We start from the raw sequence: 24,928 nt of genomic DNA, 5'->3' as shown, positions 1-24,928 counted from the left end.
TTAAACTAATTTAATATTTATTTAATAATCTTAATATTGAGAGAGGTAGATACCGAGAGCGAGGGGGGATTAAAGTAAGTAAGAATACTCATCAAGTAGAGTTCGGTATGTGAAGCCGGAGCTAATCACTGCCGGGAAATTTGGGGATTCCAAAAGGGGGATCGCGGGGAAATCGGCAAAAAAGGCAGTCTTGACCCATCCGCAGGCATTTTTTTCTTTGAGTGCCTCTTCTACTCACGAACTAATTTTGTGTTGAGAGAATTATCAGTTTTGATACTTTAATGTATAGTGAATCTTGGGTGCAAATTATTTTGCCAGAACTATACGATCGGCTTTAGTCAAAGTTTTAGGGTATCAGGCGATCGCCCGCGACTGTTTTTGTATAAAGGCAGCCAGTAATTTGAAGTTTAAGGGATAAATTAAATGACTCAATTTCTCCTCCAAGCCTGTTGGTGGGTACCTTTATATGGCTTAATAGGCGCAATTTTAACTTTGCCGTGGTCTACGGGCACCGTTCGCAGAACAGGCCCGAGACCTGCAGCATACTTCAATTTGCTGATGACGGTGTTAGCTTTCATACACGGATCAGTTATTTTTACAGCGACTTGGGATCAACCGCCCCAACAGTTGCTAGTGCACTGGGTACAAGCAGCAGATTTAGATTTGTCTTTTGCAATAGAAATCTCCACCGTCAGCGTCGGAGCAATGGAGTTAGTTAGTGTTCTGAGTTTGCTAGCACAAATTTACGCTCTAGGCTACATGGAAAAAGACTGGGCGCTAGCTCGATTTTTTGGGCTGATGGGTTTTTTTGAAGCGGCAATTAGCGGTATTGCCATTAGCGACTCGCTGCTTCTAACTTACGCTTTGTTGGAAGTGCTGACGCTTTCAACTTACTTGCTAGTCGGGTTTTGGTACGCTCAACCCCTGGTAGTAACAGCCGCTAGAGATGCGTTTTTAACCAAGCGTGTAGGAGACGTGCCACTGCTGATGGGAGTAGTGACGCTTTCAACTTTAGCAGGAAGTTTGAATTTTTCCGATTTGGAAACATGGGCGGAAACTGCAACTTTGTCTCCCCTAGTGGCGACTCTTTTAGGTTTGGCTTTAATCTCCGCACCTACGGCCAAGTGCGCTCAATTTCCCTTCCATCTATGGCTAGACGAGGCGATGGAAGGACCCAACCCGGCTTCGATTATGCGGAATACTGTAGTTGTGGGCGCTGGGGCTTATGTTTTGATTAAACTTCAGCCTGTTTTAGCGCTGTCGCCCGTGACTGGTGGGGTACTGGTGGTTTTGGGTGCGGTGACGGCTGTTGGGGCTTCCTTGGTAGCGATCGCCCAAATCGACATCAAAAGAGCACTATCGCATTCTACCAGCGCTTCTTTGGGTTTGGTGTTTATCGCCGTGGGGCTAAATCAAGTTGACATTGCTTTGCTGTTGCTGTTCGCGCACTCGATCGCCAAAGGCCTATTATTCATGAGCGTAGGGTCAATTATTACCACAACTAACACTCAAGATTTAACAGAAATGGGTGGGTTGTGGTCGAAGATGCCTGCCACGACTACGGCTTATTTAGTAGGCGCTGCAGGGATGGTAGCCTTGTTGCCTCTGGGCAACTTTTGGGCGATGCGGCGCTGGCTCAACGGTTTTTGGACTTTGCCTTTGTGGCTGGTAATAGTGCTGCTTTTAGTTAACGGTTTGACAGCACTAAATTTAACTCGCATATTCGGTTTAGTCTTTGCGGGAAAACCGCAGCCGAAAACTCGCAGAGCTCCAGAAGTTGGTTGGCCGATGGCTTTGCCAATGGTAATTTTGACAGTGATCGGCCTGTTGGTGCCTTGGATGCTGCAGCAGTGGCAACTGTTAATTAGTTGGACTGGTCCTTGGTCGCAAACAGGGGATTTTGATACTTTAAATTTGCTGTTGAAGACTCTGGATATTCCACTGTTAATGTTATCGGGGTTGATGGGCGTTGCGGTTGGGGTGGCGATTTATTGGTATGGGGCTTTACCTCGACCGGTACGGCTGCCGGTGCCAGCGTTGCAGGATTTGTTTGCTTACGACTTTTATATTGATCGAGTTTACCGCTTGACTGTCGTTTGGGCTGTGGCTTTGATTTCTCAAATCAGCGCTTGGACTGATAGGTATGTGGTAGATGGGGTGGTGAATTTGTTCGGTTTGGCGACAATTTTCAGCGGCGAAGGGTTGAAGTATAGCGGTACCGGTCAGTCGCAGTTTTATGTGTTGACTATTGCGGGGGGGGTTGCTGTGTTGCTGGCGTTGATTATTTGGCAGTTTTAAACCGCAGAGGTTGGCAGATGATTTTTTCGAGGTTTGTCTGCTTTTTGTCTGATGTTATTTAATTTTTAACCGCAGATGAAGGCGGATGAACGCAGATGAACGCAGATGATTTGAGTCTGGGTTTGTCTGCTTTTTTATCTAGTTTTATTCAAAATCGATCGGCCATAATTCGGTCACTGGAACTTCCCAACCGGGCAAAAGTTCGGGAATTGAAATCATGTCGCCGTCTCTCAATACCACTGGCTCGGCTGTCGGAGTGTAAATTGTTATTGTGCGCTTGTCTGGGTCGATTAATATTCCTACTTTGGCTCCGAGTTCGATGAATGATAATTTTTTTTTCGGAGGGGTTTGAGGCGATCCGACTGAGATTTGATTTCTACCACTAAGTCGGGAACAAGTTCGGCAAAATACCTTTTACTTTGTTTGAGGCGATCGGCTGTCACAAAAGAAACATCGGGGGCTGTAACATTTGAATTGGGGAGAATAAACCTGCCGCTGGACTCAAACACTCGTCCGAGTTTGCGCGGTTTGACCCAGTTTAGTAAAAGTCTGACTAACTCTGCCCCAATTTCGATCGATACAATGTCTGATGGGCTCATAAGGAGAAGCTTCCCGTCTACCAGTTCTAATTGGTAGTCGAGATGTGCTTCCGAGAGTATACTTTGCAGTTGTTCCAAGTCGGCAACGGTGAGGCGGGTGGAAGGAGAACCGGATTTAATTTGCAAATCTTCTGGCTCTGTAAGACTTGAGGTCATAGGAGGATTCCAGAGACATTTGAATCTATGTTAACAAGAAAATGGGCCGATCGCTTTTATATGTAGTTGCTTTGCGTTAATGTTAAATATAGCTCTAAATACTGTGTAACAAAGGAAAGTTTTAATTGATGCTCAGTGCTTTAATCTGGATACCAATGTTGGCTGCTGCCCTGATTGGGCTCTGGCCCGGTTCAGTGAGTTCTAAAATAGTTCGGAATGTCGCGATCGCCATTGCGGGTATAACTTTTATTCTTTCGGTGATTTTGGCAGTTCAGTTTGATGCCAGTACCAGTCAGTTCCAGTTTGCGGAATTCATTCCTTGGATAGATGTTTTGGGATTGAATTACAATCTCGGCGTTGATGGTTTGGCTCTGCCTTTGGTAATTTTAAATACTCTGCTGACAGGAATAGCTATTTACGCTACGGATGAGTCGATCCGCAGACCTCGACTTTATTATTCTTTGATCCTGTTAATTACCGGCGGCGTAACAGGGGCTTTTTTATCTCAAAATTTGCTGCTGTTTTTCCTGTTTTTTGAGGTAGAATTGATTCCGCTTTACCTGTTAATTGCGATTTGGGGAGGCGAGCGCCGGGGTTATGCTGCTACTAAGTTTTTAATCTATACTGCATTTGCGGGAATTGTGCTGCTGGCTGCTTTCTTGGGGACTGGTTGGCTTAGCGGTGCTTCTAGTTTCGATATTGTTGGTGCAGCGGGCGCATCGCATTTGCAAGGAGGATTGCCATTGCCTTTGGTAAGGCAAATTGTTTTGCTGGCAGGGGTGTTGCTGGCTTTTGGAATTAAGATGCCTTTAGTGCCTTTTCATACTTGGCTGCCGGATGCTCACGTAGAAGCTTCGACGCCGGTTTCGGTGCTGCTGGCGGGGGTGCTTTTGAAGCTGGGAACTTATGGGATGCTGCGCTTTGGTCTGGGTTTGTTTCCAGATGCGTGGGCGGTGGCGGCGCCGACTTTGGCGAGTTGGGCGGTGGTAAGCGTGCTTTACGGGGCGAGTTGCGCGATCGCCCAAAAAGATATGAAAAAAATTGTAGCTTATAGTTCGATCGCTCACATGGGCTACATTTTGTTAGCTAGCGCCGCAGCTACTCCGATTAGTCTGCTGGGAACTGTTTTACAAATGGTTAGCCACGGCTTAATTTCGGCGCTACTATTCTTAACCGTCGGCATTGTGTACAAAAAATCTGGCACTCGCAACATCGATGTTCTCAAAGGTTTGTTCAATCCCGATCGCGGTTTGCCGATGATTGGCAGTTTAATGATCCTCGGCGTGATGGCAAGTGCGGGGATTCCGGGTTTGGCTGGATTTATTGCTGAATTTTTGATATTTCGGGGCAGTTTGCCAGTGTTTCCGGTGCAAACTTTGCTCTGCATGATCGGCACTGGTTTAACTTCAGTTTACTTTTTAATTATGGTCAACCGCGCCTTTTTCGGTCGCCTTTCGGATGTGGTGGTAAATTTGCCACAAGTCCGCTGGCGCGATCGCATCCCTTCGCTGATTTTAGCAATAATTATTGCAATCATGGGAGTGCAGCCGGGAGTTTTAGTTGCTTTGAGCGAAAAAACTGCGATCGGAATGGTAGCTAATGTGCCACCCCAAGTTAAAGTTATTGCTCAAAACTTGAAATAAAATATGACCTAGGTTCGTAGCATCGGACTTTAGTCCTATGGCAGTTTTCAATCCCATGAAATACAGCAGAGGGCTGTAGGGACACGGCACTGCCGTGTCCCTACCTATTCCATTCATCAGTGTATCCGTGTTCAAATCCGTGTCGTGCCTTCCTTCAGTTAAGGTTAAATAAAAATGAAAAGTACCGTATTAAAACCCTCTTCCCATCCCTTAGCCGCATACATTGACCTCTTAGAATCAGGCAAAGCTTTACTGCCTGAGTCTACGGAAAATGTAGTTGAAGTTGTCGGCGTGCTGAAAAGTTATGGTATTGTTTTAGATGCCTATTCTCGCAATCTCAATTATATTGCAGAAGAACAGTTTTTAGTGCTTTTTCCGTTTTTTAAATATTTCAACGGAGACGTGACTCTGCCTAAATTAATGCGCTATTTATGGCACGATCGCATTAATTTTGAGTATGCTGAGTATTGCATGAAAACAATGCTTTGGCACGGCGGCGGCGGTTTGGATAGTTATTTGGATTCCCCCGAATTTAGCAGTTTGGTCGAAAAGGCGATCGTGGCGAAGCTGAAAGGCAATTTTTTCATGCAGGGACTAAACAAAACCTTTCCTAATTTTTTGCCGGAACAAGTGCGGATGCTGGCTTACTACACCGGTCTCGGTCAGTTTTGGCGGGTAATGAGCGATTTGTTTATGGACTTATCTGATTCCTATGATCGAGGGGAAACTAAGTGTATTTCTGATGTAGTTGATTTTGTCAAAGCCGGTTTAGTCGCCGCGGCCAGCCTGCCAATTACCTACAGCGTCAAGATTCACGGTCAAGTCTACGATATCATTCCGGCATCGGCTAACTTGACATTTTTACCAGATGTAGCAGTGCCTTATGTAGAATCAATTTTCTTTCGGGGAACAGCTTTTTTTGGCACAGTTTCCTACAACGCTCAAGCTCATCAAATCCCGGAAGAACAAAGAGAATTTGCCTACGGGGCTTTGTTTGCTGACCCTTTACCTATTGGAGGTGCAGGGATTCCGCCAACTCAATTGATGCAAGATATGCGTCATTATTTGCCGGAGTATTTGCACGAAGTTTATCGCACTAGCTGTCGTGGTGAAGACGATGTGCGGGTGCAAATTTGTCAGAGTTTTCAGAAGTCGATGTTTTGCGTGACGACGGCGACTATTTTGGGTTTAGCACCTCATCCCATGAATACCTCCGACCCAGAGGAAAAAAAGGCTAATCGAGCTTATTTGGAAGGTTGGATGGATCGATTTGGGAATTCTCGCTTGGATTGGGCCAATCAGCCAACTAACCGGGCTTGTCAGTTGTTCCCCGAACGGTAGAAGGGCGACTGGTTTTTAGGGCGCAATGTCTCTCGGAGTTGCAAGAATATTACCTGAAGAAAGCAATTGCTTACTTTTGGGTACCGAAAGCTCATCCGGGCGATCGCAATCATCTCACGTCCCGTAAAATAGCCGTTATCAGGCAAGTAGTGAAAACTTCAGTCCACAGACTTTTATGAGGACTGAAGTCCTCACCACCAAACAATTGTATAGTCATTTTAGCCCACCTAATATGACAATCAACCATCCAGATACAAGCCCCCAGATTCATTCCAACGCGCAGACTCAGGACCCAGAAATAAAAAACCTGTATCCGAGGAAACTTGCCACCAGAATTTATCCGTGGAGTCAATCTAAAATCTAAAATCGATTGACCTGATAAACTGTTTGTTTTCGGCTCATTGTGATTGCTTTCATCATAGGTATATCCGCTAACGCTTAGACTGGTAATGACCGGATAAAGCACTTCTTATTTCCCAACTATCTAAATTCGGACGAGAAGACTCAGGCCGTGAGAGTCCGTGCCACAAGTTCCCAGCAAACCATAAGTTTCTGCTAATTCTTTGACTAAAGCAGTTTGTTTGGGACTCGGTTTCCAAGGATTGGGATTACCGTAAGCATAGTAAATTTCTACACCGTCAATGCCGAAACGGGCTGCTTCTGGGATTAGTTTATCTGCACTCGATCGATACCTGCAAGGATGTGCGAGAACTGCTAAACCTCCTGCTTCATGAATAGCTTCAATTACCCTAGCTGCTGAATAACAATAAGTGCCTTCTGTACTTTTACCTCGTAGGTATGGTTGGAGACTGGGATGTTGCGGATCAAAGGCGTAACCGAGAATGTGTACCTCATTGTTAAGCAATTCGGCATTAATTTCAGCGCCTGTCCAGAGACTAGGTGCTTCGCTATCTTTGTCAGGATGGTTTAATTTCCAATTATCCAGCCAAATTTGAGCTTTAACGTAGCCTTGGGTGCTGTGGTGGTCGGTGATAGCTAAGCCTTTGAGACCTCCGGCTATGGCTTGTTCCATCAATTTCTCTGGCTGCAATCGCCCGTCGGAGTAGACTGTGTGCATATGAAAATTATAGGAACCCGGACAGCTATCGGCATCAATTGTCTGAAAGACTTGTTTGAGTGCTGAGATATTCTGGGCTTCTGGTTTGAGACTAGAACTTGTTGGGGCAGCGAGATTGACAGCCATAAGCGTTATTATAAAAAAAACTAACCTTGTTTAATATATCTAATAAATTGATATGTTGCACCTGTGGCAATAGTCTGCTGTGGGATTGAAATATCTGGCGGATTGTTGCGTTCGGCACAAGATATCAATTCACTCGCACATCTTGCACAATTCTTTATCCAGAATTTTATTGTCGGGTGGGGGTCGGTTTATGAGATTATTGATTTCAGGCAATTTATAGTTGCTAAAACTCGCCTCTACAGGTTTGGGGAGAATGCCGCCAGATATCAATTTACTCGCACCTATTGCATCATTCTCAGCAACAGGCTTTCCGGCCTGTTCCACAAAGAGTAAATTTTATTGTGGAGTGGGCAGGATGCCCACGCTTAAAAGGTTTGTGGAAAATGCCACAAGATATAGCAATCCTCGCATCATTTGTGAATTTCTTACTCCCTCCCCTTGATCAGGGGAGGGTTGGGGTGGGCTAAAAAGTTTACAACTCCTGCAAGGATTGCTATATCACTTCAATCGCACTTTAAACCTGCGGCTGCGGCTGTGGAAAATTCGATCGGCACAAATGTAACTCCAAACTGTTCTCTAGAACACGGTACAATATGCGCCACTCGTTTAGGAGGGTTTTTCCGATTTCCAGTCTTCGAGTCAAACTCAATTATACCGGAGGCTCCTTCGGCTTTAAAGTTGGGATCGGCTAAGGTTTTTTGCATTCCTTGGCGGCTAGGTTCTGGCTGCATTTCGAGGGCTTTAATCAGCGTCCGGGCGGCATCGTAGGTTAAAGCCGATCGAGTATTGACCGGGCCTCCCCACAATTTTTCAGCGTTTTGCGGAAATTTTTTGTCAAAACTTATTAACGGATGCCAAAACACAGATATGCCGAGTTTTTCAACAGACTTTAGCTCTTTTGCTACTTCTAACGTTCTCGGTTCGTACAGAGTCCAGGGCCCGACAATCCAATTGCGATCGCCATTAGCTTTAATCATTGCGATCGCATTTTCCAGGGAATTAGTGACTTGACCGTCGGGAATGACAAGTAAGGCTGTTTTTCCGGCTTTCTCAACTTCTTTGATTGCTGCTTCGGCGTCTAAAATATTTTTAGATAAATCGTAATAATTCCTAATTCTAAAAGTCGAGCCTCCTTTGGCTTCAAATTGCTCTTTGAATTCTTCCCACAAAGAAGCGCTAAACGGACTGTTGGGATTGTAAAATACTGCGGCTTTTTTCTCACCGACCAAGAGCAGTTGATGTACTAAAGCTTCAGCTTCTATTCTAGTTGTCGGAGCCGTCCGAAAGAAAAATTTTCGAGGTTTTCTCGTCAGTTCTTCTGTTGTGCTTCCTGGAGAAATGGCGATTAGTTGATTTCGATTGTAAATATCTACGGTTTCTACAGTCATGTCGCTGGTGTAGTGGCCGATAACTGCTAGAATATCGGGCTGAGCGACCAGATAATTAGCCCTTTGAATCGCGTAAGATTTGATATTGCCATCATCAGCAATGATGACTTTGAGACCTTTTCCTTTAATAGCTTTTGGTTGGAGAAAGCCTTGACCGGGAAAATTTTTATTGTTCTCATTTGCAGCCAGAAGACCTAAATTAACTTCGGTTTGAGCTTGAGCAATGCCACGAAGCAGTTCTTCTGCTAAATTTGCGTTGAGGATGCTGCCGTCCTGATTTCTGCGAATGGGAACAACAATTGCGATCGTGTAATATTCTGCATTTATTGCCTTCAGCAGAGCATTGTTGATGTAAATTAAAGTTTCTGGATCTCTGCGGTCTTCCCGCCAGGACTGTTTGAGCAATTTTAAAGCTTCGGGATAATTTGAGTCGGCAAACTCATTGATTCCCCTTTGTTTTGACCACAGGGCGGAGGTTTGCACTAAGAGTTTTTCGCCGGAACTTACACCATCGGCGGAGGGTGTCAGCAAGGTTGGTTGCGGGAAAATTCTGGGGATTAGCGGGGAAATTCTGGGGATTAAAAGTACGATCGCCCCAAAAGCCGCAATTCCCGCAACGCCGAACAGCAGCCAGCGAAAGCGCGATCGCAACTTCCGCGAAGTTTTGGGTAATGGGGGCCCTGGGACGATCAAATTCAAGTCTTGCAAAACTTCCTCAACAGACTGGTAGCGGTCTTGGAAGTGGAAGCGCACCATTTTGGTTAAAATATTTGTTAGACCATCGCTAACCAGTTCAGATGTTAAATAATCCCAGATAATTTCACAATTTTCGGGGTCTTGTGGCAGATTGGTGGGACGCCGCCCGGTGAGGGATTGAATCGCGATAATTCCTACTGCATAAATATCATTGTAGGGTTGCGGGACAGACTGCGGATTGTATTGTTCGGCAGGCATATAACCCCTGGTGCCGATCGCCTGCGATGTGAATATTTCACCAGTAGATTTAGCGGTAAAAGTGCCGATTTCTTTGACCGCCCCAAAATCAATTAAAACAATTGTTTGATCTGTTTTGCGCCGAATTAAGTTAGAAGGTGTAATATCGCGGTGAATAATATTTTCTTGGTGGACTGATTTTAGTGTTTCCAGAACTTCCCGCAACAAAGCAACAGTTTGTTGCTCATTCCACCGATCGCCCGCAGTGAGTTCTTGACTAAGCGGATGTCCTTCAATATATTCTTGAACTAAGTAAAAATAATCGTTTTCTTCAAAACTATCGAATAATTCGGGAATGCGCGAGTTTTTGCCGAGACCGCGCAAAGCGCTAGCCTCTCTTTCAAATCGCTTCCTTGCCCTCTCCAAGACGCGCGGATCGTTCGATAGGGGAAAAGGAATTTCCTTAACAACGCACAGAGGATTATTAGGTTTGTTTATTTGTACAGCCGTGTAGGTTCTAGCAAACCCTCCCTCTCCCAACAAAGCGAGAATTTCGTACCTTTCATGTAGGATATGCCCTAAGTTGACACACATAAATCTTCCAACACCTCTTGACAGGCTGCGGCCTTTAATGTTGATTATAAGCTTTTTTGTTGCCCAATACAGCTTGGCAACATATCAAATTCATCTGTGTCTATATCAAAAACACTATAACTCTCAGCAATTGGCAATTCTACATTAGTGAGGAGCGATCGCTAATTATCAATTATCTTTCTGCTAACTTGCTGAGTACAAAAGCAGCTAAAAATCCGCAGACAGTAATTAGTCCGGCAAAATCGTGAGTTTCCTCGAATGCTTCGGGAATCATAGTATCTGAGATCATTGCTAAAATACCCCCTGCTGCTACGGCGGTAGTAGCGGCTATTACTTCCGCAGAAAAGCCACTGAAAACCGTATATCCTAACAATGCTGCAATACCGGAAATAAGTGCGATCGCGCCCCAAACTCCAAAAATGTAACCCATCGATCTCCCTGCTTTTTTCATACCGGCGGCGCTGGAGAGCCCTTCGGGAATGTTGGAGAGAAAAATTGCCGCTACTGTCACCCAACTGACAGCGCCTCCAGAAATCATGCTGACGCCAACAACGATCGACTCCGGTATCCCGTCTAACAGCGCGCCGAGGGCGATGGCTAATCCGCCATCGCCTGACTCTGTTTTAGCTGGGTGCAAAGCGCCCGATCGCTTGCGGTGTTTTGCTCCCTGTTGACTCAAAAACCAATTGGCGGCTGTGTAGACAGCAGCGCCGCCCAAAAAGCCGATCGCCGTCGAGTCGAAACCGCCGCGCTTGTAAGCTTCATCCATCAGTTCAAAGGATAGCGCTGAAATCAGCACACCAGCGCCAAAAGCCATAATTGTCGCGATCGCGCGCTGGGGAATGCTCACAAAGTAACCCACCGCCGCTCCCAGTAGCAGCGCCGACCCCCCCAGTAAACCCCAAAATCCTGCCTGCAACCACACTGGAAACATCAGCTCTACCTCAGACGAATTTTTTTTATGCGCGCCTAAAAATTAATTATATATACGACTTACGGATGGGTGCCAGAAACCGGGTTTTTTACCTCATCTGCTAAGTACATTCCTCATAGTTATAGTCGCTAGTGTTCCCCTCAACATTAACTTTTTTACCCCAGGATGCGATTGACTCGAAACCAGGGATAGCCGCAGGCTTCTAACGGAAGAGATGGCTAATTTTTTAACTAGCATTATTCAATCAATAATAACGATATTTGCTCCTAATCGCAGTCTCCGCTGACGGATATCCTGGCCCAAGAATTAGATCAGTCAACCAACCAATCGTTGCTGCAATCATGTGATAAACCACCCGGCTTTTGACTTCGTTTGTGCTGTGTTGGATATCTAGATAAATTAAGAATGAACTGGCAGCAAGGGATGCGAATAATAAACGTCGATCGCTCAGAAATTCGACTAAAGTTAAGACTGTTAATACCGTCGCTGTTGGTAGCAGCGATCGGAAAAATTATCCCGGTAATTTTAAACTGCGTCTGAAAGAACGATTGGCTCCTTCAAATGGTTTTAACCTCGAACGTTTGGGCTGCCTTTGATTCCTCTACAAAGCCAATAAAAGAGCCGTGTAAATTCCAGCACCAAGGGCAAATGCCCAAAACCGACTTTCTCGTTCTTCTGGCAATTCTTCTTTGAGGACATTGAGAACAATTCCTCCCGCTAAAAAAGCAAATAAAACTGCGATCGCAGTTTTTCCAATTTCAGTAGCGCTACCCAACACCCACCCCACAATAATAGCTGCTGCTAGTATCCAGCGTCCGATGCGCTCATAAATATGCTTGTGGTGTTGCCGCAAACCAGAGTCGTTCACTGCAAAGTGCAGTGCCATTGCACAAGAAAACAACAGCAGATTGGTAATGCCCGGTTCTTCCCGATGCAGCAGCAGATAGCCAATCAGAGCGTTGTAGATTGAAAAAGAGCCAATGTGCAACCAAAAAACACCTGGACTGGTCACATCCTCTTCGCCACGCTGACGAGATAAATTTGCCATTCGCTCCACGCCGTAAAATACAGTCAATCCTAACAAAGCTATTAAATAAACGTGGTGTTCTAGATAAGAAATAACTCCTGCTTCTACTTGCTCTAATACCGCTTGGTGCTGATTTAGTTCCGGTAAAATATGCACAAAAACATAAGCTACCGAAACCCCACTTGCTGCTGAAAGCCAACCACTGCGAGGAATAGGATCAAACCGCAACTTGCCGCAAAATAAATGTGTCAGCGCTAAACCAATGGCAATCAGCGCGGTTAAAGCTAAAGTATTAGGAGCAGGTCGTAAAGCTGCTGTTATTACCATAATTATGGTCAAGCAAATTAATCCTCGCCTAAAGCTTTAATGACTTGGTAATACTTTTCTTGGACATCTTTCTGGTCTTGCTCCGGAGAGATTTGTTCGCGGCTACTATTTAAAATCATCTCCGCGTGACGGCGTAAAGCTTCTCGTTGTTTGGAATTGCGGGTGTAAGTGGCGATGCAAGCTATAGCTTCCAATAAGCGAATTGTTACCGCCACATCTGATTTACTGTACTGGCGAATTTGGTTAAAGGCAGTATTGACTAAGCCTTCAAACGTCACTCCTTCAACAATGACGCGCAAATTATCTTCATCGTCGTAGCGATAGGGGGAGGGAAAATCCCTTTGAGCGAGGCGGGATAATCCGGCGCTGAGTCGATCTATACACCGAATCGCAGTAAACGGATCGTTGATACCAGGAGAAATCGCACGCAAGGCAATTTCAACTAATTGATCGATTGGAAATTCTACATCTTGATATTCAGTCCGTTCTTTGCCCAGAATAAAAGCATCGTTAATCTGTTGTTTCAGGCTTTGATTCACCTGTTTTTCCGGGAAAACCATCGCTACATCGCTGCCCTTGACGATAAACTTTCCCGGTCGAGTTGTAAGACGTACAAGCAGATTGTACTGACGGGCAATTTTCATTAATTCGTTGTCATCGATTGCTTGCAAATAACCCTCGCCAGTGGCTTTGATTGGACTTGCTTCCGAGTCAAAATTTGCAGGAATTTCTCCCACTTGTCGCGAGTTGTTCGCTTTACCTTGTCCGATTTTATCGGGAAACAGACGATCTAGAGCTTTGTCTAAATCGCCACTAACCTGAGTAATTACATGGGAGGCTTGAATAATGGTTGATGCGTGATGGATAAAGTAAATCAGTACGCCGATACTGGCAATTGCCAATCCGGTACCAACTGTAACCGAGAGTTGGGGTACAAAGAGGCTGTATCCTTCTCCTTCTGCATGAATGGTTCGCAGTACCAGTAAACAGTAAATAAACGTGCCAATGAAAGTGCCAAGCACGATTTGATTGCCCGTATCCTGCATAAAATTACGCAGCAATCGGGGACCAAAATTTGAACTCGCCAACTGAAGCGCCACAATAGTAATGGAAAAAGCTGTAGCAACAACGCTGATCATTGAACCGGCAACCGATGAAAGAACCGATCGCGCACCATCGGTTCCACCCGTGTAAATCCACCTCCAGTTTGGTATATTACCCGTGCGGTCAAGTGTCAGCATGGCGATCGCTAAAATCATCGACCCCAGCGCCATCAACGTTGGGATAAACCAGTAGCTAGAGTGCAGCGAGTCCCAAATTTTGCTTAACTTGACATTTTTCATGAGTTGGGGTGGCGTGAAGATTGTCCGTTGCCATCTTGTTGCGCTCGCTGTTCAATTAGTTGTCGCAGAGAACCGCTGATGCTACGGGGTTTTGGAACTTCGCCATTACCAGCGGGCCATCCTTCGCGTTGACGTTTGCGATCGCCATCTGTCTCTTCGGTTTGGTCGTGAAACAAAATTTGCTGCGTAGGAAAGGGCAAGTCGATGCCATTGGCAGTCAGCTTTTCCTTAATCGCAAAAAGTACCTTGTCCCGCGATCGCAGATCGTCCATTCTTCGCGGCGGAGCAATCCACCATCGAGCGCGGATATTGACGCTACTTCCTGCAAGTTCCATCAGCAACACGTCAGGAGCAGGGTCTTTCAAAACCTCTTCCACACTGTGCAGGGCTTCCATCATTAACTGCTTGGCTCGCTGAATATCATCGCCGTAGCCGATACCAACGTCGTATTCCATCCGGCGTTTATCAAAGGCGGTATTCACAGTAACAGAATTAATGAACAATTCCGCATTGGGAATTACAATCCGGCGACCATCATAGGTTCGGATTGTTGTAGCGCGAGTTTCAATACTTTCTACGGTTCCCTCAAAGTTTTTAAACACAATCTGGTCATCGATTTGGAACGGTTCCGTCAAAAGAATTAAGATACCAGCTAGGAAGTTTTGTAAGATATCGCGAAAGGCAAAACCAATCGCTACCCCGCTAATTCCCAGCAGTTGCACCAAATCGCCTGCTCTAAATGTGGGAATTACAATCGACAAGGCAATAAACAGACCAATCAGAACAGTAATACCCTGCGCTAACCTTCCCAACACCAGTCCCAAATTCCGGGATTGGCGGTGGTTGCGGGTAAGCCGCCTGACCGCTCTCTTAATTGACCTGCCAACAAAGAAAAAGATTCCAAAAACAATTAACGCTAGTATCATATTAGGCAGCAGGATAATGAAGCCATTGATCATGCTCTCAATCTTGTCCCAGACTGCGGATATTTCTGCTGTCATACAAATTCCTCTTGCATCAGTCGTTATTGATTGTATTAAAATGAGCCACGTCAAACTCTATCTTAAGGCTGTAGATTCCTGTAACGTGAGGCTAATTTAGGACTTACAGAGCCACAGTAAATATTGGGGATGGTTCGTTACGCAGAAAGCTAACGCACCAACAATTTTTTTCAAGTGGATATCGAAGCCATATCTTGACCGTTGAGTTTTTGTGCGATCGCTACGCCTCTAATCGCTGATTCATTGGACAAAAGTGGAAAACGCATACATATACCCATCGTTGCGGTGGATTGATTTACAGTATTTATGACGCACTGGGCTAACCTTGCCGAGTGGCGTTCTCATTTCAAAAACTCCGCTTTCTCTAACCGTCAGCCTGCCGACGTGAGTGCCTGCAAACTTCCCAAAGGGAAGAATTGCACTTACCATGTCACCTGTCCCAAACCCAAAAAACGTTTTGCACCGTGTTCTGTGCTTGACAGGAAATCCGTATTTATTGGTTGTACACATTTGACGGCTGCCCCATCCTTTAGCTGCAATTAACAACGGTTGCTTCGTGAAAACTTGCAGCACTTCTACGTTTCCTACACAAGCTGCATCCAGCCAATGAGTTTTAGGTAGTCCTAAACGAGTGCGGTTGTACTTTGTTCTACCTCCTGTTGAAACTTCTATTGGCAATCCTGTTTGTTTAAGTTGTTGGAACAATGCCCAGCGGGTTGAATTCACAGCAGTTGCATCTTTCAAGGGTTGTGAGGCCTGTTTCAAAATACGGGACAGGATGTCAGGCTTTTTGGACAAGAAATCCCGAATATCTTGATTGCCTTTGCCTTGGTTGCAGCCACGGCAGGCTAGGGTAAGATTGGAAACGCGATCGCTCCCCCCTTTTGATCTTGGGTGGATATGTTCTACCTCAAAAGGTAAGTTTTCAACACCGCAATAGGCACATTTTCTCCCCCACTTCTCAAGCAAGTATTCTCTGACTTCATAGCCCGCAAGTTCACCTTGCTGATACTCCTTGCCGGATATTTCAGGGTTCTGCATTGCAAGGAAGTCAAACTTAACTAACTCTTGGGATATGCCTGTAATTGGGACATATCGACGGATGCGGTTGACCCAAGTCACGATGTTTTTTAACCTGGATTCTAAGCTTGGTGGCAACCATCCAGGCGCTCTTGTGCGGTTCAGAAAACGTGGTTTGCGGTAACGAGTCTTTCGGTTGCGACGATTGCGACGAAGGGCGCGACGTGACTCTAAGTCATTTTTTATTTGTTGTCCGCGATGGGTCAACTCAGCACCCCAGATAACTTTATCGCCCTGTACTAAAGCCAACCCAGTAGTTTTAGAACCTGGGTCAATTTTTAATTGAGTGGGTTGGGTTTTTGGGCTATCAACCGCATATTTCAGAATAATTGTGAACGGGTAACGGAGATAAACAGCAGCTTGGGCTAGTTTTAACAATCGTCTTGCTTGTCCTGGTTCTACTGGCTCAAGTGGTTGTTTGTTGGTGTCTAAAACGAATACAAAGTTAGACATTTTGTCCTCTGATTACTCAGGTTATGTTTTCCTCGCCAATGTTTTGATGGCTTGTTGTGTTAGAGACACTGACTTAACCAAATACATCTGTTTAATCTCTAACGACAGAGCTACAAGCTGGAAAGCACCCGTAGGTGTCATCACCCTCAAAACGTAGTATTCAAGATACTTAGGCTGGCTATTTGTCCAGTGTATGAACTAGCTGTCTAGTCTTGTCCACTGTTTGGTGAATAGCATCCAGCACCCTCTGTTCTGCTTCGGAAACCTCTCCCTTACTTTCGGCAATGCGACGGCATTGAGCTAATAGCGGTACTGCAAAGTCCGGGTTAAGTTGCTCTAACAATGCACCCAATGGTTTGGGGGACTTGATGTTAGCAGCAATCCTTTGGAGAGAATCGGCATTTAATTGCAATGCCTTCAATTCTGGCAGAATATCTTCCCAGTTTTTGTTGGGATAACTTGCCAAAATCATGTGAACCATAATTTGATCCATCCCTGCTTGCTGGGCGATCGCAACATCGAGATATTTCTCGCTTTGTTGCTGGATCGCTTGCAGCGTTTCGGTTCCAGGTTCTTCAGTCTCTTCCCTCAGTTTGGCTTCGTAAAACTGGCGCGCTGCATATCCCAGCGCGTACAGCATCGTAGCATTCGTACTCGCACCAATCATCGCGCCAGCCAGCGGTACGTTGCGTAAAAAGCCCAAACCAGCTCTCATTGCGTTGCTACCGCCTAGCGCTAACCCAAAAATTGCCAAAACCTCACCTTTTCGGGCTGGCTGTTGCAAATCCATCCCATAGGCGGCGGCAATTTCATAAACCATTTCGGTTTGAATCGCAGTAGTCGCGGCTAAATCGATCGCCAGCAGTGCAGCCGCGACACCGGGTAAAATGCTGCTAGCAAATCCGACACCACCGGCGTGGATCGCTTTTTCCACCATAATGCGATGGGCAATTTCGCTGGGATCTTCATTGGGATACTTTTGTTGGAGTTCCTTGACTTGAGCTTCGGCTTTGGCTAAGTCGATGCGATCGCTGACTCCAACTAACCAATCAAGCCTGAGTACCCCTGCTACTTGTTTAACAAAGGGAAGATTGCCAACATAAGTCACCGCATCTCCGGTTCCTTGGGTCGCTTGTCCAATCAATCGATAAGTTTGTTTAGCAACAGCTTCACCCAAATCAACTGCTGTTTCAACAACCGCTTTGCCGGCATTCAGTGCAGATTCTGTTGTCTCGGCAAGGAAATTTAACAAACCAGATTTTTGCTGTGAATTAGTTTCTTTTTTTGGGTTTGATTGGTCATCCATCACTGTTTTTTCAATTAACTACAATACGCCAGGTTTTCAGCTTGGACATAGCCTCTCAGAGGCACTGTAATCGGCACCCAACCATCCGTTCCTAAACTTTCAATCGTCACTCTTCGTCCATTCGCGACGACTCCAAGGCTTTCCCCATCAGTGGAAGGTGCTTGATGTACGTTAATTCCTCTGACGGCTGCCACTTGGCGGCAGTTAGTAGGAGGCGGGGCGGTTGCGGCTTCACACGCTCCGAGAAAACCACCATATACGTAGCCTTGTATGGGGGCTGTAATTGGTACCCAGCCATTCTCACCAAGATTTTGAATCGTCACATTTCGTGAGGAACCGATAATGCCAACCGCTTCGCTGTTAGCCGTCGGTTGTCGCCGAACATTAAGACCATTCCTCGCAATAACCTGGCGACAGCTATCCGGTACTTGCGCTAGTAAAGATTCACCTTGAATCTGTGTTTGATTTGTATCAGCGGCGAACGAGGGAGCAACTAAAACCGTTGCCGTTAACAAGATCGAACTTGTTAACGTTGTATATTTTTGCCATATCCTCTGCTCTTGCATCGCTTTATCTCCTTTTAAATCTCTATGCCAAAACCTTAGAAAAGGTTTTTAGCTTGTTCATCTTCTCCAAGAAAGGATGAATCATCATCACAATGGTATAAAATCTTTCGACTCGCTGGTGTGCTTGTTGAATTTTCTGGTTTTATCATCGCTAATCAAGCATAAACGCGAGGTTTGCGAACGCCAACAGCACCACCCATCATTGCCGCTGCCAAACTCAGCAAAGAGCCAAGTAGAAATGACCAAGTAGCTTTAGCTGTATTACCAGCTAGATCGCGAACTTGATTTGGGTCTACATTCGGCGCTTGATTGGGTATATTAACGCCGCCCTGTTGTTGTACTTGATTGGCAATTTCTCCAGCATTAGCAGCCGCAGCGCCAACAGCACCCGATATCCCGCTTCCTAATAACCAAGCACTAAGTGCTAGTGTAGCTCCCCAAAGAATTGCTGCATTCAAAAATGCTGTTTTCTTGGTCATCGGGCCGCAGCTTTGAGCCATCACCCAACCGCCCAAAAAAAGGGAAATCAGCAAACTGATAATCGACCAAATTACGACCCCAATACCAACGGAACCTGCATCCGCCCCTGTTGCACCTGCGGTTAATCCGATCGCCATTCCCAAAGCGCTTAAAAGTAGTTGAGTACCCAGAGCGATCGCAATTCCTGCCAAAATTGGCCCCCACCTCACTTGATCGTGGTAATCCACCAGCGGATTGATGATTGTAGGCTCAGTGAGTGGATTGCCCGATCGATCTGGATAAGTCATAAAAGATTAACCCCTGTGTTACGTCATTTTTTTTCTTGAAGGTAATTTAATTTTACTTAATCATCATTACCAGAATATCTACCGATGGGCATAATATTTTTAAGTTAAAAATTTTAAATATCAAAAGTAGTAACTTTGCTTATAAAATCGAAACTTCCTTTAAAAAAAACCAGCAGATCCTTTAGAGATGCCCTTAATTTTGTAGGATATCCCCTAGTTAATGTGATCGTAAAACCTAATAAATCCTTGTGAGAGTTGCTGGCAGAAACCTTGTAGGTTGGCTCCACCCAACCTACGAATGATTAGATAAATTTACCCCCTTGAGTACAGGAAATCTAAATTCATCTACCTAAAGATAGAAAAATACAAAAAAATATCGCTATCTTGATGATTTTCAATTTGCTGAATCATTCATAAGAAGGAAGTATTAGAGCTGATATCTATCTAAAGTAGGTACACAAGTTGATGTAGATAGTACAGGAAACAACTATGTTACTTTACAAAATTGAGGATTTTAATCCCAACTACCGCCAAGCCGCTTTTGAGGACGACGATATCAAAGGACTGGATGTGTATGGCGGAAGTACCGATGATAAAATTGGCACGATCGATACTGTGCTGGTAGATGAGACAGGACGTTGCCGCTATTTTGTGGTAGAGACTGGTTCTTGGATTTTTGACAAAAAAGTTTTACTTCCCATCGCTCTTTGTCGCATTGATTTTAATGGGCGGCGTGTTTACGCTACAGGTTTGCGGAGTAAAGACCAAGTGGAAAAACTACCCAGGTATGAGCATGGGATGGCAGTTGATTACGATTATGAAGAACAAGTGCGGGGTATTTATCGAACTTCAACAGTAGAAGCGTCTGTACCAGTAGAAGCATCATTACCTTTAGAAGCACCTGTTCGAGTTTCTACAACACATTCGGTCTCGCCTCAAGCTACTAATCCTGCTTATGATCGGGATACCTATACTTACGAGCGAGAGCCCCAATTGTATCAGATGAACGAACAGGACCATCAAAAACTCAAACTGTACGAAGAACGATTAGTTGCAGATAAAACCCGTCGCAAAACAGGCGAGGTAATAATTAGCAAACAAGTTGAAACCGAAAGGGTAAAACTGGAAGTTCCTGTAGAAAAAGAGCGAATTGTGATTGAGCACACAACTCCAGAATCTGCAGGGAGTCGAGTAACCCCAGATACCGCCTTCAAGCAAGAAGAAATGGCACATTTTGAAATCTACGAAGAAAGTGTGAATATCCAAAAGCAAGCGTTCGTGCGCGAGGAAGTGCAAATCAGAAAAGAAGTTGAGCAAGATAAGGTTGAGGCAAGAGACACAGTACGTCGCGAAGAGTTAGATGTAAAAAAAACCGAATGGGATTCGGAGGAAAAAAAAAGAAGTCCGCTTTAACTCAGCCAAAGAGTATCGTTAAAAATGCAAAAATTAGGAGGAAATTCATCATGTCTACTCGCAGGCATTTACCGTCAATCAGCGTAGCCTTTTTAGCTTTAGCTGTTAGTGTCAGTGGCACTGGCTTTGTGCTAAGTTCCCAGCAAGTTGCTGCTCAACAAGCTAAATCGAAATTTCCTGATGTACCGCCGAATTACTGGGCGCGTCCGTTTATTGATTCCTTAGCTGAAAAAGAGATTGTTACCGGATATCTAGACGGAACTTTTAGACCCAAACAGGCTGTTGATCGGGATGAATTTTCGGCGATGATCCGCCAAGCTTTTAATCGAGCAAGCGTTAGAAAGATACCGAGTGGAAGTTACTTTAAGGATGTGCCTAAAAACTACTGGGCAGAAACTCCGATTCAAGAAGCTTATGAAACGGGATTTATGAATGATTTTCCCGGAAATGAGTTTCGTCCGAAGCAGCCCTTGACTAAGGCACAAGCATTAGTTGTGTTAATGAGGGGTTTAAATATGGATTTCAACCCCCCTGTTGTCAAAACTGATCAAGCTGCTGCAAGTCCATCAAGCCCAACTCCAGTAAATAAACGTCGAATTGCTAGGAACCGTTTGGCATTTCCCCTTGCAGCGACTGTTTTGATGCAGCCGTTATTACCTGTAGTGGCAAGACAGCAGCCTGCGTCTGCGCCCGCACTTAAATCGGCTAAGTCTGTTCCACCAACAACGACAAAAGCTGCAACTGCGCCTGCTAAAAATTCGGCATTAGATTTTCTCAATTCGTATTATAAAGATGCCGAGAAACTTCCTAAATATGCGGTTGAGCCAGTGGCAGCAGCGACAAAGGCAAAGATAGTGGTCAACTATCCAGATCCCACAGTTCTTAATCCGAACGAGTTGCTGAGTCGGGGTAGTGCTACTGCCCTAATTCATCAAGCCTTGGTCAATCAAGGTCAGATAGAACCGCTTCCAGACAAGAATACTGCTAAGTACATTCCTAACAGTCCACGTCGCTAGTTCTTCCCTCAAGATTAACTTTTTTACGCCTAGATTCGATTGACTCGAAACCAGCGATAGCCGTAGGCTTCCAAGGGAATAGAGGGCGAGTCGGCACCGAGAGATTCATAGAGCCGATCGCCAAATAAATCGCACAGATTGCTGTATTCGTTAGATTTGAGCGTAGCGCTACAAGGTTTGTCGGCTAGATTGTGGAGAGCAATCACCGTCCTGCCTTGCCAGTCGCAGCAGTGGGCTAACACCGAGGGAGAGTCGGTTTCGAGAATGTGCCACTTGCCCCTACCCAACTCAGGACATTGCTTGCGGATGCTGATTGCACGTTCCATCCAGTTAATTAATGAGCCAGGATCGCGCTGCGCTGCGACGACATTGACTTGTTTGTAACCATATTCTCCGTGGGCGATCGCAGGTCTGGCAAGGGCATCAGTTGCAGCCGTCGAGAAGCCACCATTCGCTGCATCTGACCATTGCATCACCGTGCGGACGCTGTCTCGACCTTCCAGCGAAAGGTCATCCCCCATGCCAATTTCTTCCCCATACCGCAGCATGGGTGTACCAGGCAGAGTGAAAAGCAAGCTGTAGACCAGTTCAATCCGGCGGCGAGATCCTCCCATCATCGGTGGTAAGCGACGACGAATGCCGCGCCCGAAAATTTGCATAGTTTTCTCAGGGGCAAACGCTGCAAAAATTTCATCTCGTTCCGATGAAGTAATGCGATCTAGCGTCAGTTCATCATGATGGCGCACAAAATTAAGCCACTGACAAATATCAGGAATATCCGGTAAGGTTTTTAGTCCCTCGCGCAATGCTGTGGATTCTTGACGCGCCAAGGCCAAAAACAGATGCTGGTTCAGCAAAAAGTTGAACAGGATGTGCATTCTGTCGCCCTTATCAAAGTAGATAGAAATTTGCTCGCGATCGACATTTGCTTCTGCCAGCAACACTGCATCACCCCGACGCGATGACACAAACTCTCTCATTTCTTCCAAGAAACCTCGCAGCTTTTCGGGGTCTGCACCTTCGATGCCAATTCCTTTAATTAAAAAGGGAACAGCATCAATGCGAAATCCAGACACGCCTAGTTCTAGCCAGAAACCCATAATTTTGCAGATTTCTTCTCGTACCGCCGGATTGGCAATATTCAAATCTGGCTGTTCTTTATAGAAGTGATGCAAATAGTAAGCGTTTGCTTGTTCGTCGTACTCCCAAATACTCTCCTCAGCATCGGGAAACACCAGCAATTCTGGATCAGTTTTGGGTGGATTTTCTGACCACACGTAGTAATTGCGATACTTGGAGTTTTTATCGCTTTTGGATGCCACAAACCAAGGATGCTGATGGGACGTATGATTTACTACTAGATCGATCAGCACGCGAATTCCTCGTTCCCTTGCTTGGTGCATGAACTCGACAAAATCTCCCAGGGTTCCGAGTCTCGGATCAATGTTGTAGTAATCCATCACGTCGTAACCATTGTCGCGGTTAGGGGAAGGATAAAACGGCAGCAACCACAAACAAGTAATTCCTAGCCCGGATAAATAGTCTAGGCGGTTGATAAGTCCCTGAAAGTCGCCGACACCATTCCCGTCCGAGTCCATGAAGGTTTCAACATCGAGGGAGTAGACAATTGCGTTTTTATACCAGAGGTCTTTCATATCAGTAAATTTCTTAATAGATAAACGGTGTAACATGGCTTTATTCAGAAATCCGGTCACAGGGCTATTTAGGAAGCTGAATGCCACGGGTATAGCTCATCTTTCGGAAGATACTTCTAAGTCGTATTTGTACCCATTAAAAATATCTCAATATAACGGTATGTTAAACATAAACCAAGATAATACCTTACGTTTTTTTAATTAAAAAAGGGTCGATACGGCTGACTACAATTAGCAGGAGCGATCGCTACCCATTTCAGCTTATATCTTTATTGCAATAGCCAAATTGTTTAGCTGGTAGCTGCACTGTCTTCGGTCTCTTTCGCCAAGACAGTGCACCAGCATAAACATTAGTTAAATCTGCCAGCGCTTGTAAGTGCTGACGGCATAGGAGTTGTGTTTGCCTTTAGCGATCGCCAATCCGGCTAACTAATCTTCTACCCAATTGAGTAACCCAAGAGAAGTAACAGCTCCAAAAAAGTGAGCGCCAATCAGATTGACGTTTGCCATCGTCACAAAAATATCTAGGGAACGAATCACATTTTCTGGCGCATAAGCTGCCATCGCTTGGGGTTGACTAAGAGTTTTCGCTAGCACTACAGCAACTGTTTCTTCTGAAGCAACAAACGCGATTAATACCCCCACCAAACTAGAAACTAATCCAATCCGTAAGGTGTGAGTAATATGTTCTTTACTGGGATATACCTGGGAGTTTTCGGCGTGCAAAAGTCGGCCTAATAGCCTATAGCGAAAATCCCAAAATATTCTAAAGCACAGCAATAGCAGGCCAACTATCGCTAAAAAAACCCCGAAACCAATACCTGCATTATTGGTTTGCTCGCTCATGTTGCGACCCAACATAGCAAATACTAAAACTATGCCGGAAACAGCACCCAAGAATAACTGTATCCAGAAGCTAAACCTACTAAACAAGCGAAAAGTTGCGACGAATTCGCTTTGGATCAGCGGTTGCGACAAGGATTCTGGTTGATTCATTATATCCACCTTATTGCTGAATTGAGTATCAAAATAAACGAGGTAAGAAAGAGGTTATGCTTGTCTTCCTGGCGATCGCCTTGTTGTTAGCTATTAGAGTTTTCCTGAAAAGTCAGTTAAGGGCAGGACAGGATGCCGGATGTTTGGGAACCGAATTCGGCAATTTCCGGTAAATAAAAGGTTGAACTCAACACGGGCAGTGCCGTTGTGGTTGATTTGATTTTCCTAAAATCCTCCCGGTTCTGAACAATCAACTTCTTGCGACAAGGGGAATTTAAAGTCTTAAAAATCGACTTAGGCAAAACGTCTCTTGTTTCTGTTCAACATTTCACAATCTTGCTTCAATATCTATTGAATCTAACTAGCCCAACCTTGCCATCTGTCTGATGCCATAAGAAAATATCCCCCTGATGGAAGATGATTGAGGAAAATTTTATGCTACACAATTCAGTTAAGTGCGATCGCTCGGAGTATTGGCGATAGATGCTTGATTCCCAACTGCCGCACTGGGGCGCATCCATTCTTGCAACGTCCATAAGCCCGTTATGACAGCTATTGCAGATTTGTCAGATATATCATTATGGAAAAGCAGGTATTTTTGCTTTCCGTTTACACCTTAGCTCTTGATAGCATTCTGATTTTTTTTGACATTATTTTTAGGGTCGCCAATTCTAATTGTTATTCAAACTTGGGTTAAAGAAATTTTTATCAAAAATCTACTATACCGCTGGCAGACTGCTCCATCAGGGAAGCCTGTAAATAACCTATAAAGCTATATTTGTCAAGCCCACTTAATGTGAATTTTATCAATCAATCAACCGATGAGACTCCCGCTCAAGACAGATGAAAAAAATCTCTAAAGAAGGTAATTATTAAATTAATAAATGA

The 24,928-nt window shown here is 45.0% G+C and carries 18 protein-coding genes and 1 pseudogene; 6 read left to right on the top strand and 13 right to left on the bottom strand.

The genetic code is table 11. The features are described 5' to 3' along the window. Positions 1-423 precede the first annotated feature (423 nt). Positions 424-2,298 carry an NAD(P)H-quinone oxidoreductase subunit F gene (locus QUA24_RS00930; RefSeq protein WP_333226504.1) on the top strand — a complete coding sequence of 625 codons (1,875 nt, stop codon included), beginning with the start codon at positions 424-426 and terminating at the stop codon, positions 2,296-2,298. Between the two features lie 144 nt (positions 2,299-2,442). On the opposite strand, the pseudogene QUA24_RS00925 reads toward QUA24_RS00930, so the two are convergent. Next, a pseudogene (locus tag QUA24_RS00925) lies at positions 2,443-3,053 on the bottom strand (Uma2 family endonuclease). 128 nt (positions 3,054-3,181) lie between these two features. Between QUA24_RS00925 and QUA24_RS00920 the strand changes: the two are divergent. Both QUA24_RS00920 and QUA24_RS00915 read left to right on the top strand, forming a co-directional pair. Next, the gene (locus QUA24_RS00920; RefSeq protein ID WP_333226502.1) at positions 3,182-4,696 is read left to right on the top strand and encodes an NADH-quinone oxidoreductase subunit M; all 1,515 of its coding nucleotides are present in this window, start codon (positions 3,182-3,184) and stop codon (positions 4,694-4,696) included. A gap of 174 nt (positions 4,697-4,870) precedes the next feature. Next, positions 4,871-6,037, top strand: coding sequence for a CO2 hydration protein (locus QUA24_RS00915; protein WP_333226500.1), 1,167 nt, complete (start codon positions 4,871-4,873; stop codon positions 6,035-6,037). Positions 6,038-6,521: 484 nt separating this feature from the next. Here the strand turns inward: QUA24_RS00915 and QUA24_RS00910 are convergent, their stop codons facing one another. The 3 genes from QUA24_RS00910 to QUA24_RS00900 all read right to left on the bottom strand — a co-directional run bounded on the left by QUA24_RS00910 (position 6,522) and on the right by QUA24_RS00900 (position 11,090). Then, entirely contained in the window at positions 6,522-7,241 is a 720-nt protein-coding gene (locus tag QUA24_RS00910) for a PHP domain-containing protein (protein WP_333226498.1), read from the bottom strand. Positions 7,242-7,744: 503 nt separating this feature from the next. Beyond that, positions 7,745-10,156, bottom strand: a complete 2,412-nt coding sequence (locus tag QUA24_RS00905; RefSeq protein WP_333226496.1) for a bifunctional serine/threonine-protein kinase/ABC transporter substrate-binding protein — start codon at positions 10,154-10,156, stop codon at positions 7,745-7,747. Between the two features lie 172 nt (positions 10,157-10,328). Continuing rightward, positions 10,329-11,090, bottom strand: a complete 762-nt coding sequence (locus tag QUA24_RS00900) for a ZIP family zinc transporter (protein ID WP_333226494.1) — start codon at positions 11,088-11,090, stop codon at positions 10,329-10,331. Positions 11,091-11,495: 405 nt separating this feature from the next. Between QUA24_RS00900 and QUA24_RS00895 the strand changes: the two genes are divergently transcribed. Then, positions 11,496-11,630: a hypothetical protein gene (locus QUA24_RS00895; protein ID WP_333226492.1), complete on the top strand. Its 135-nt coding sequence runs from the start codon at positions 11,496-11,498 to the stop codon at positions 11,628-11,630. A gap of 61 nt (positions 11,631-11,691) precedes the next feature. Here the strand turns inward: QUA24_RS00895 and QUA24_RS00890 are convergent, their stop codons facing one another. The 7 genes from QUA24_RS00890 to QUA24_RS00860 all read right to left on the bottom strand — a co-directional run bounded on the left by QUA24_RS00890 (position 11,692) and on the right by QUA24_RS00860 (position 18,960). Further along, the gene (locus QUA24_RS00890) at positions 11,692-12,444 is read right to left on the bottom strand and encodes a hypothetical protein (RefSeq protein WP_333226490.1); all 753 of its coding nucleotides are present in this window, start codon (positions 12,442-12,444) and stop codon (positions 11,692-11,694) included. Positions 12,445-12,461: 17 nt separating this feature from the next. Then, positions 12,462-13,787 carry a DUF2254 domain-containing protein gene (locus tag QUA24_RS00885; RefSeq protein ID WP_333226488.1) on the bottom strand — a complete coding sequence of 442 codons (1,326 nt, stop codon included), beginning with the start codon at positions 13,785-13,787 and terminating at the stop codon, positions 12,462-12,464. Further along, positions 13,784-14,788, bottom strand: coding sequence for a mechanosensitive ion channel family protein (locus tag QUA24_RS00880; protein WP_333226486.1), 1,005 nt, complete (start codon positions 14,786-14,788; stop codon positions 13,784-13,786). Before QUA24_RS00880 ends, QUA24_RS00885 begins: the two co-directional genes overlap by 4 nt. 240 nt (positions 14,789-15,028) lie before the next feature. Next, positions 15,029-16,321, bottom strand: coding sequence for an RNA-guided endonuclease IscB (iscB, locus tag QUA24_RS00875; RefSeq protein WP_333160310.1), 1,293 nt, complete (start codon positions 16,319-16,321; stop codon positions 15,029-15,031). A gap of 178 nt (positions 16,322-16,499) precedes the next feature. Next, positions 16,500-17,627, bottom strand: coding sequence for an EcsC family protein (locus QUA24_RS00870; RefSeq protein WP_333226483.1), 1,128 nt, complete (start codon positions 17,625-17,627; stop codon positions 16,500-16,502). Between the two features lie 14 nt (positions 17,628-17,641). Then, entirely contained in the window at positions 17,642-18,193 is a 552-nt protein-coding gene (locus tag QUA24_RS00865; RefSeq protein WP_333226481.1) for an SH3 domain-containing protein, read from the bottom strand. 155 nt (positions 18,194-18,348) lie between these two features. Beyond that, positions 18,349-18,960 (bottom strand): hypothetical protein, encoded by a 612-nt coding sequence (locus QUA24_RS00860; protein WP_333226479.1) that lies wholly within the window; start codon positions 18,958-18,960, stop codon positions 18,349-18,351. 489 nt (positions 18,961-19,449) lie between these two features. Between QUA24_RS00860 and QUA24_RS00855 the strand changes: the two genes are divergently transcribed. After that, positions 19,450-20,373, top strand: a complete 924-nt coding sequence (locus QUA24_RS00855) for a DUF2382 domain-containing protein (RefSeq protein WP_333226477.1) — start codon at positions 19,450-19,452, stop codon at positions 20,371-20,373. Between the two features lie 50 nt (positions 20,374-20,423). Beyond that, a complete protein-coding gene (locus tag QUA24_RS00850) occupies positions 20,424-21,389 on the top strand; it encodes an S-layer homology domain-containing protein (protein ID WP_333226475.1) in 966 nt (321 codons plus the stop codon). 29 nt (positions 21,390-21,418) lie between these two features. Here the strand turns inward: QUA24_RS00850 and QUA24_RS00845 are convergent, their stop codons facing one another. Next, positions 21,419-23,044 carry an alpha-amylase family protein gene (locus QUA24_RS00845; RefSeq protein WP_333226473.1) on the bottom strand — a complete coding sequence of 542 codons (1,626 nt, stop codon included), beginning with the start codon at positions 23,042-23,044 and terminating at the stop codon, positions 21,419-21,421. A gap of 429 nt (positions 23,045-23,473) precedes the next feature. After that, positions 23,474-24,040, bottom strand: a complete 567-nt coding sequence (locus tag QUA24_RS00840) for a DUF3611 family protein (RefSeq protein ID WP_333226472.1) — start codon at positions 24,038-24,040, stop codon at positions 23,474-23,476. Positions 24,041-24,928: the final 888 nt, after the last annotated feature.

It is taken from the genome of Microcoleus sp. Pol12B5, assembly GCF_036701335.1.
Classification (GTDB): Bacteria; Cyanobacteriota; Cyanobacteriia; order Cyanobacteriales; family Microcoleaceae; genus Microcoleus.
This window is presented reverse-complemented; position numbering and strand designations above follow the sequence as displayed.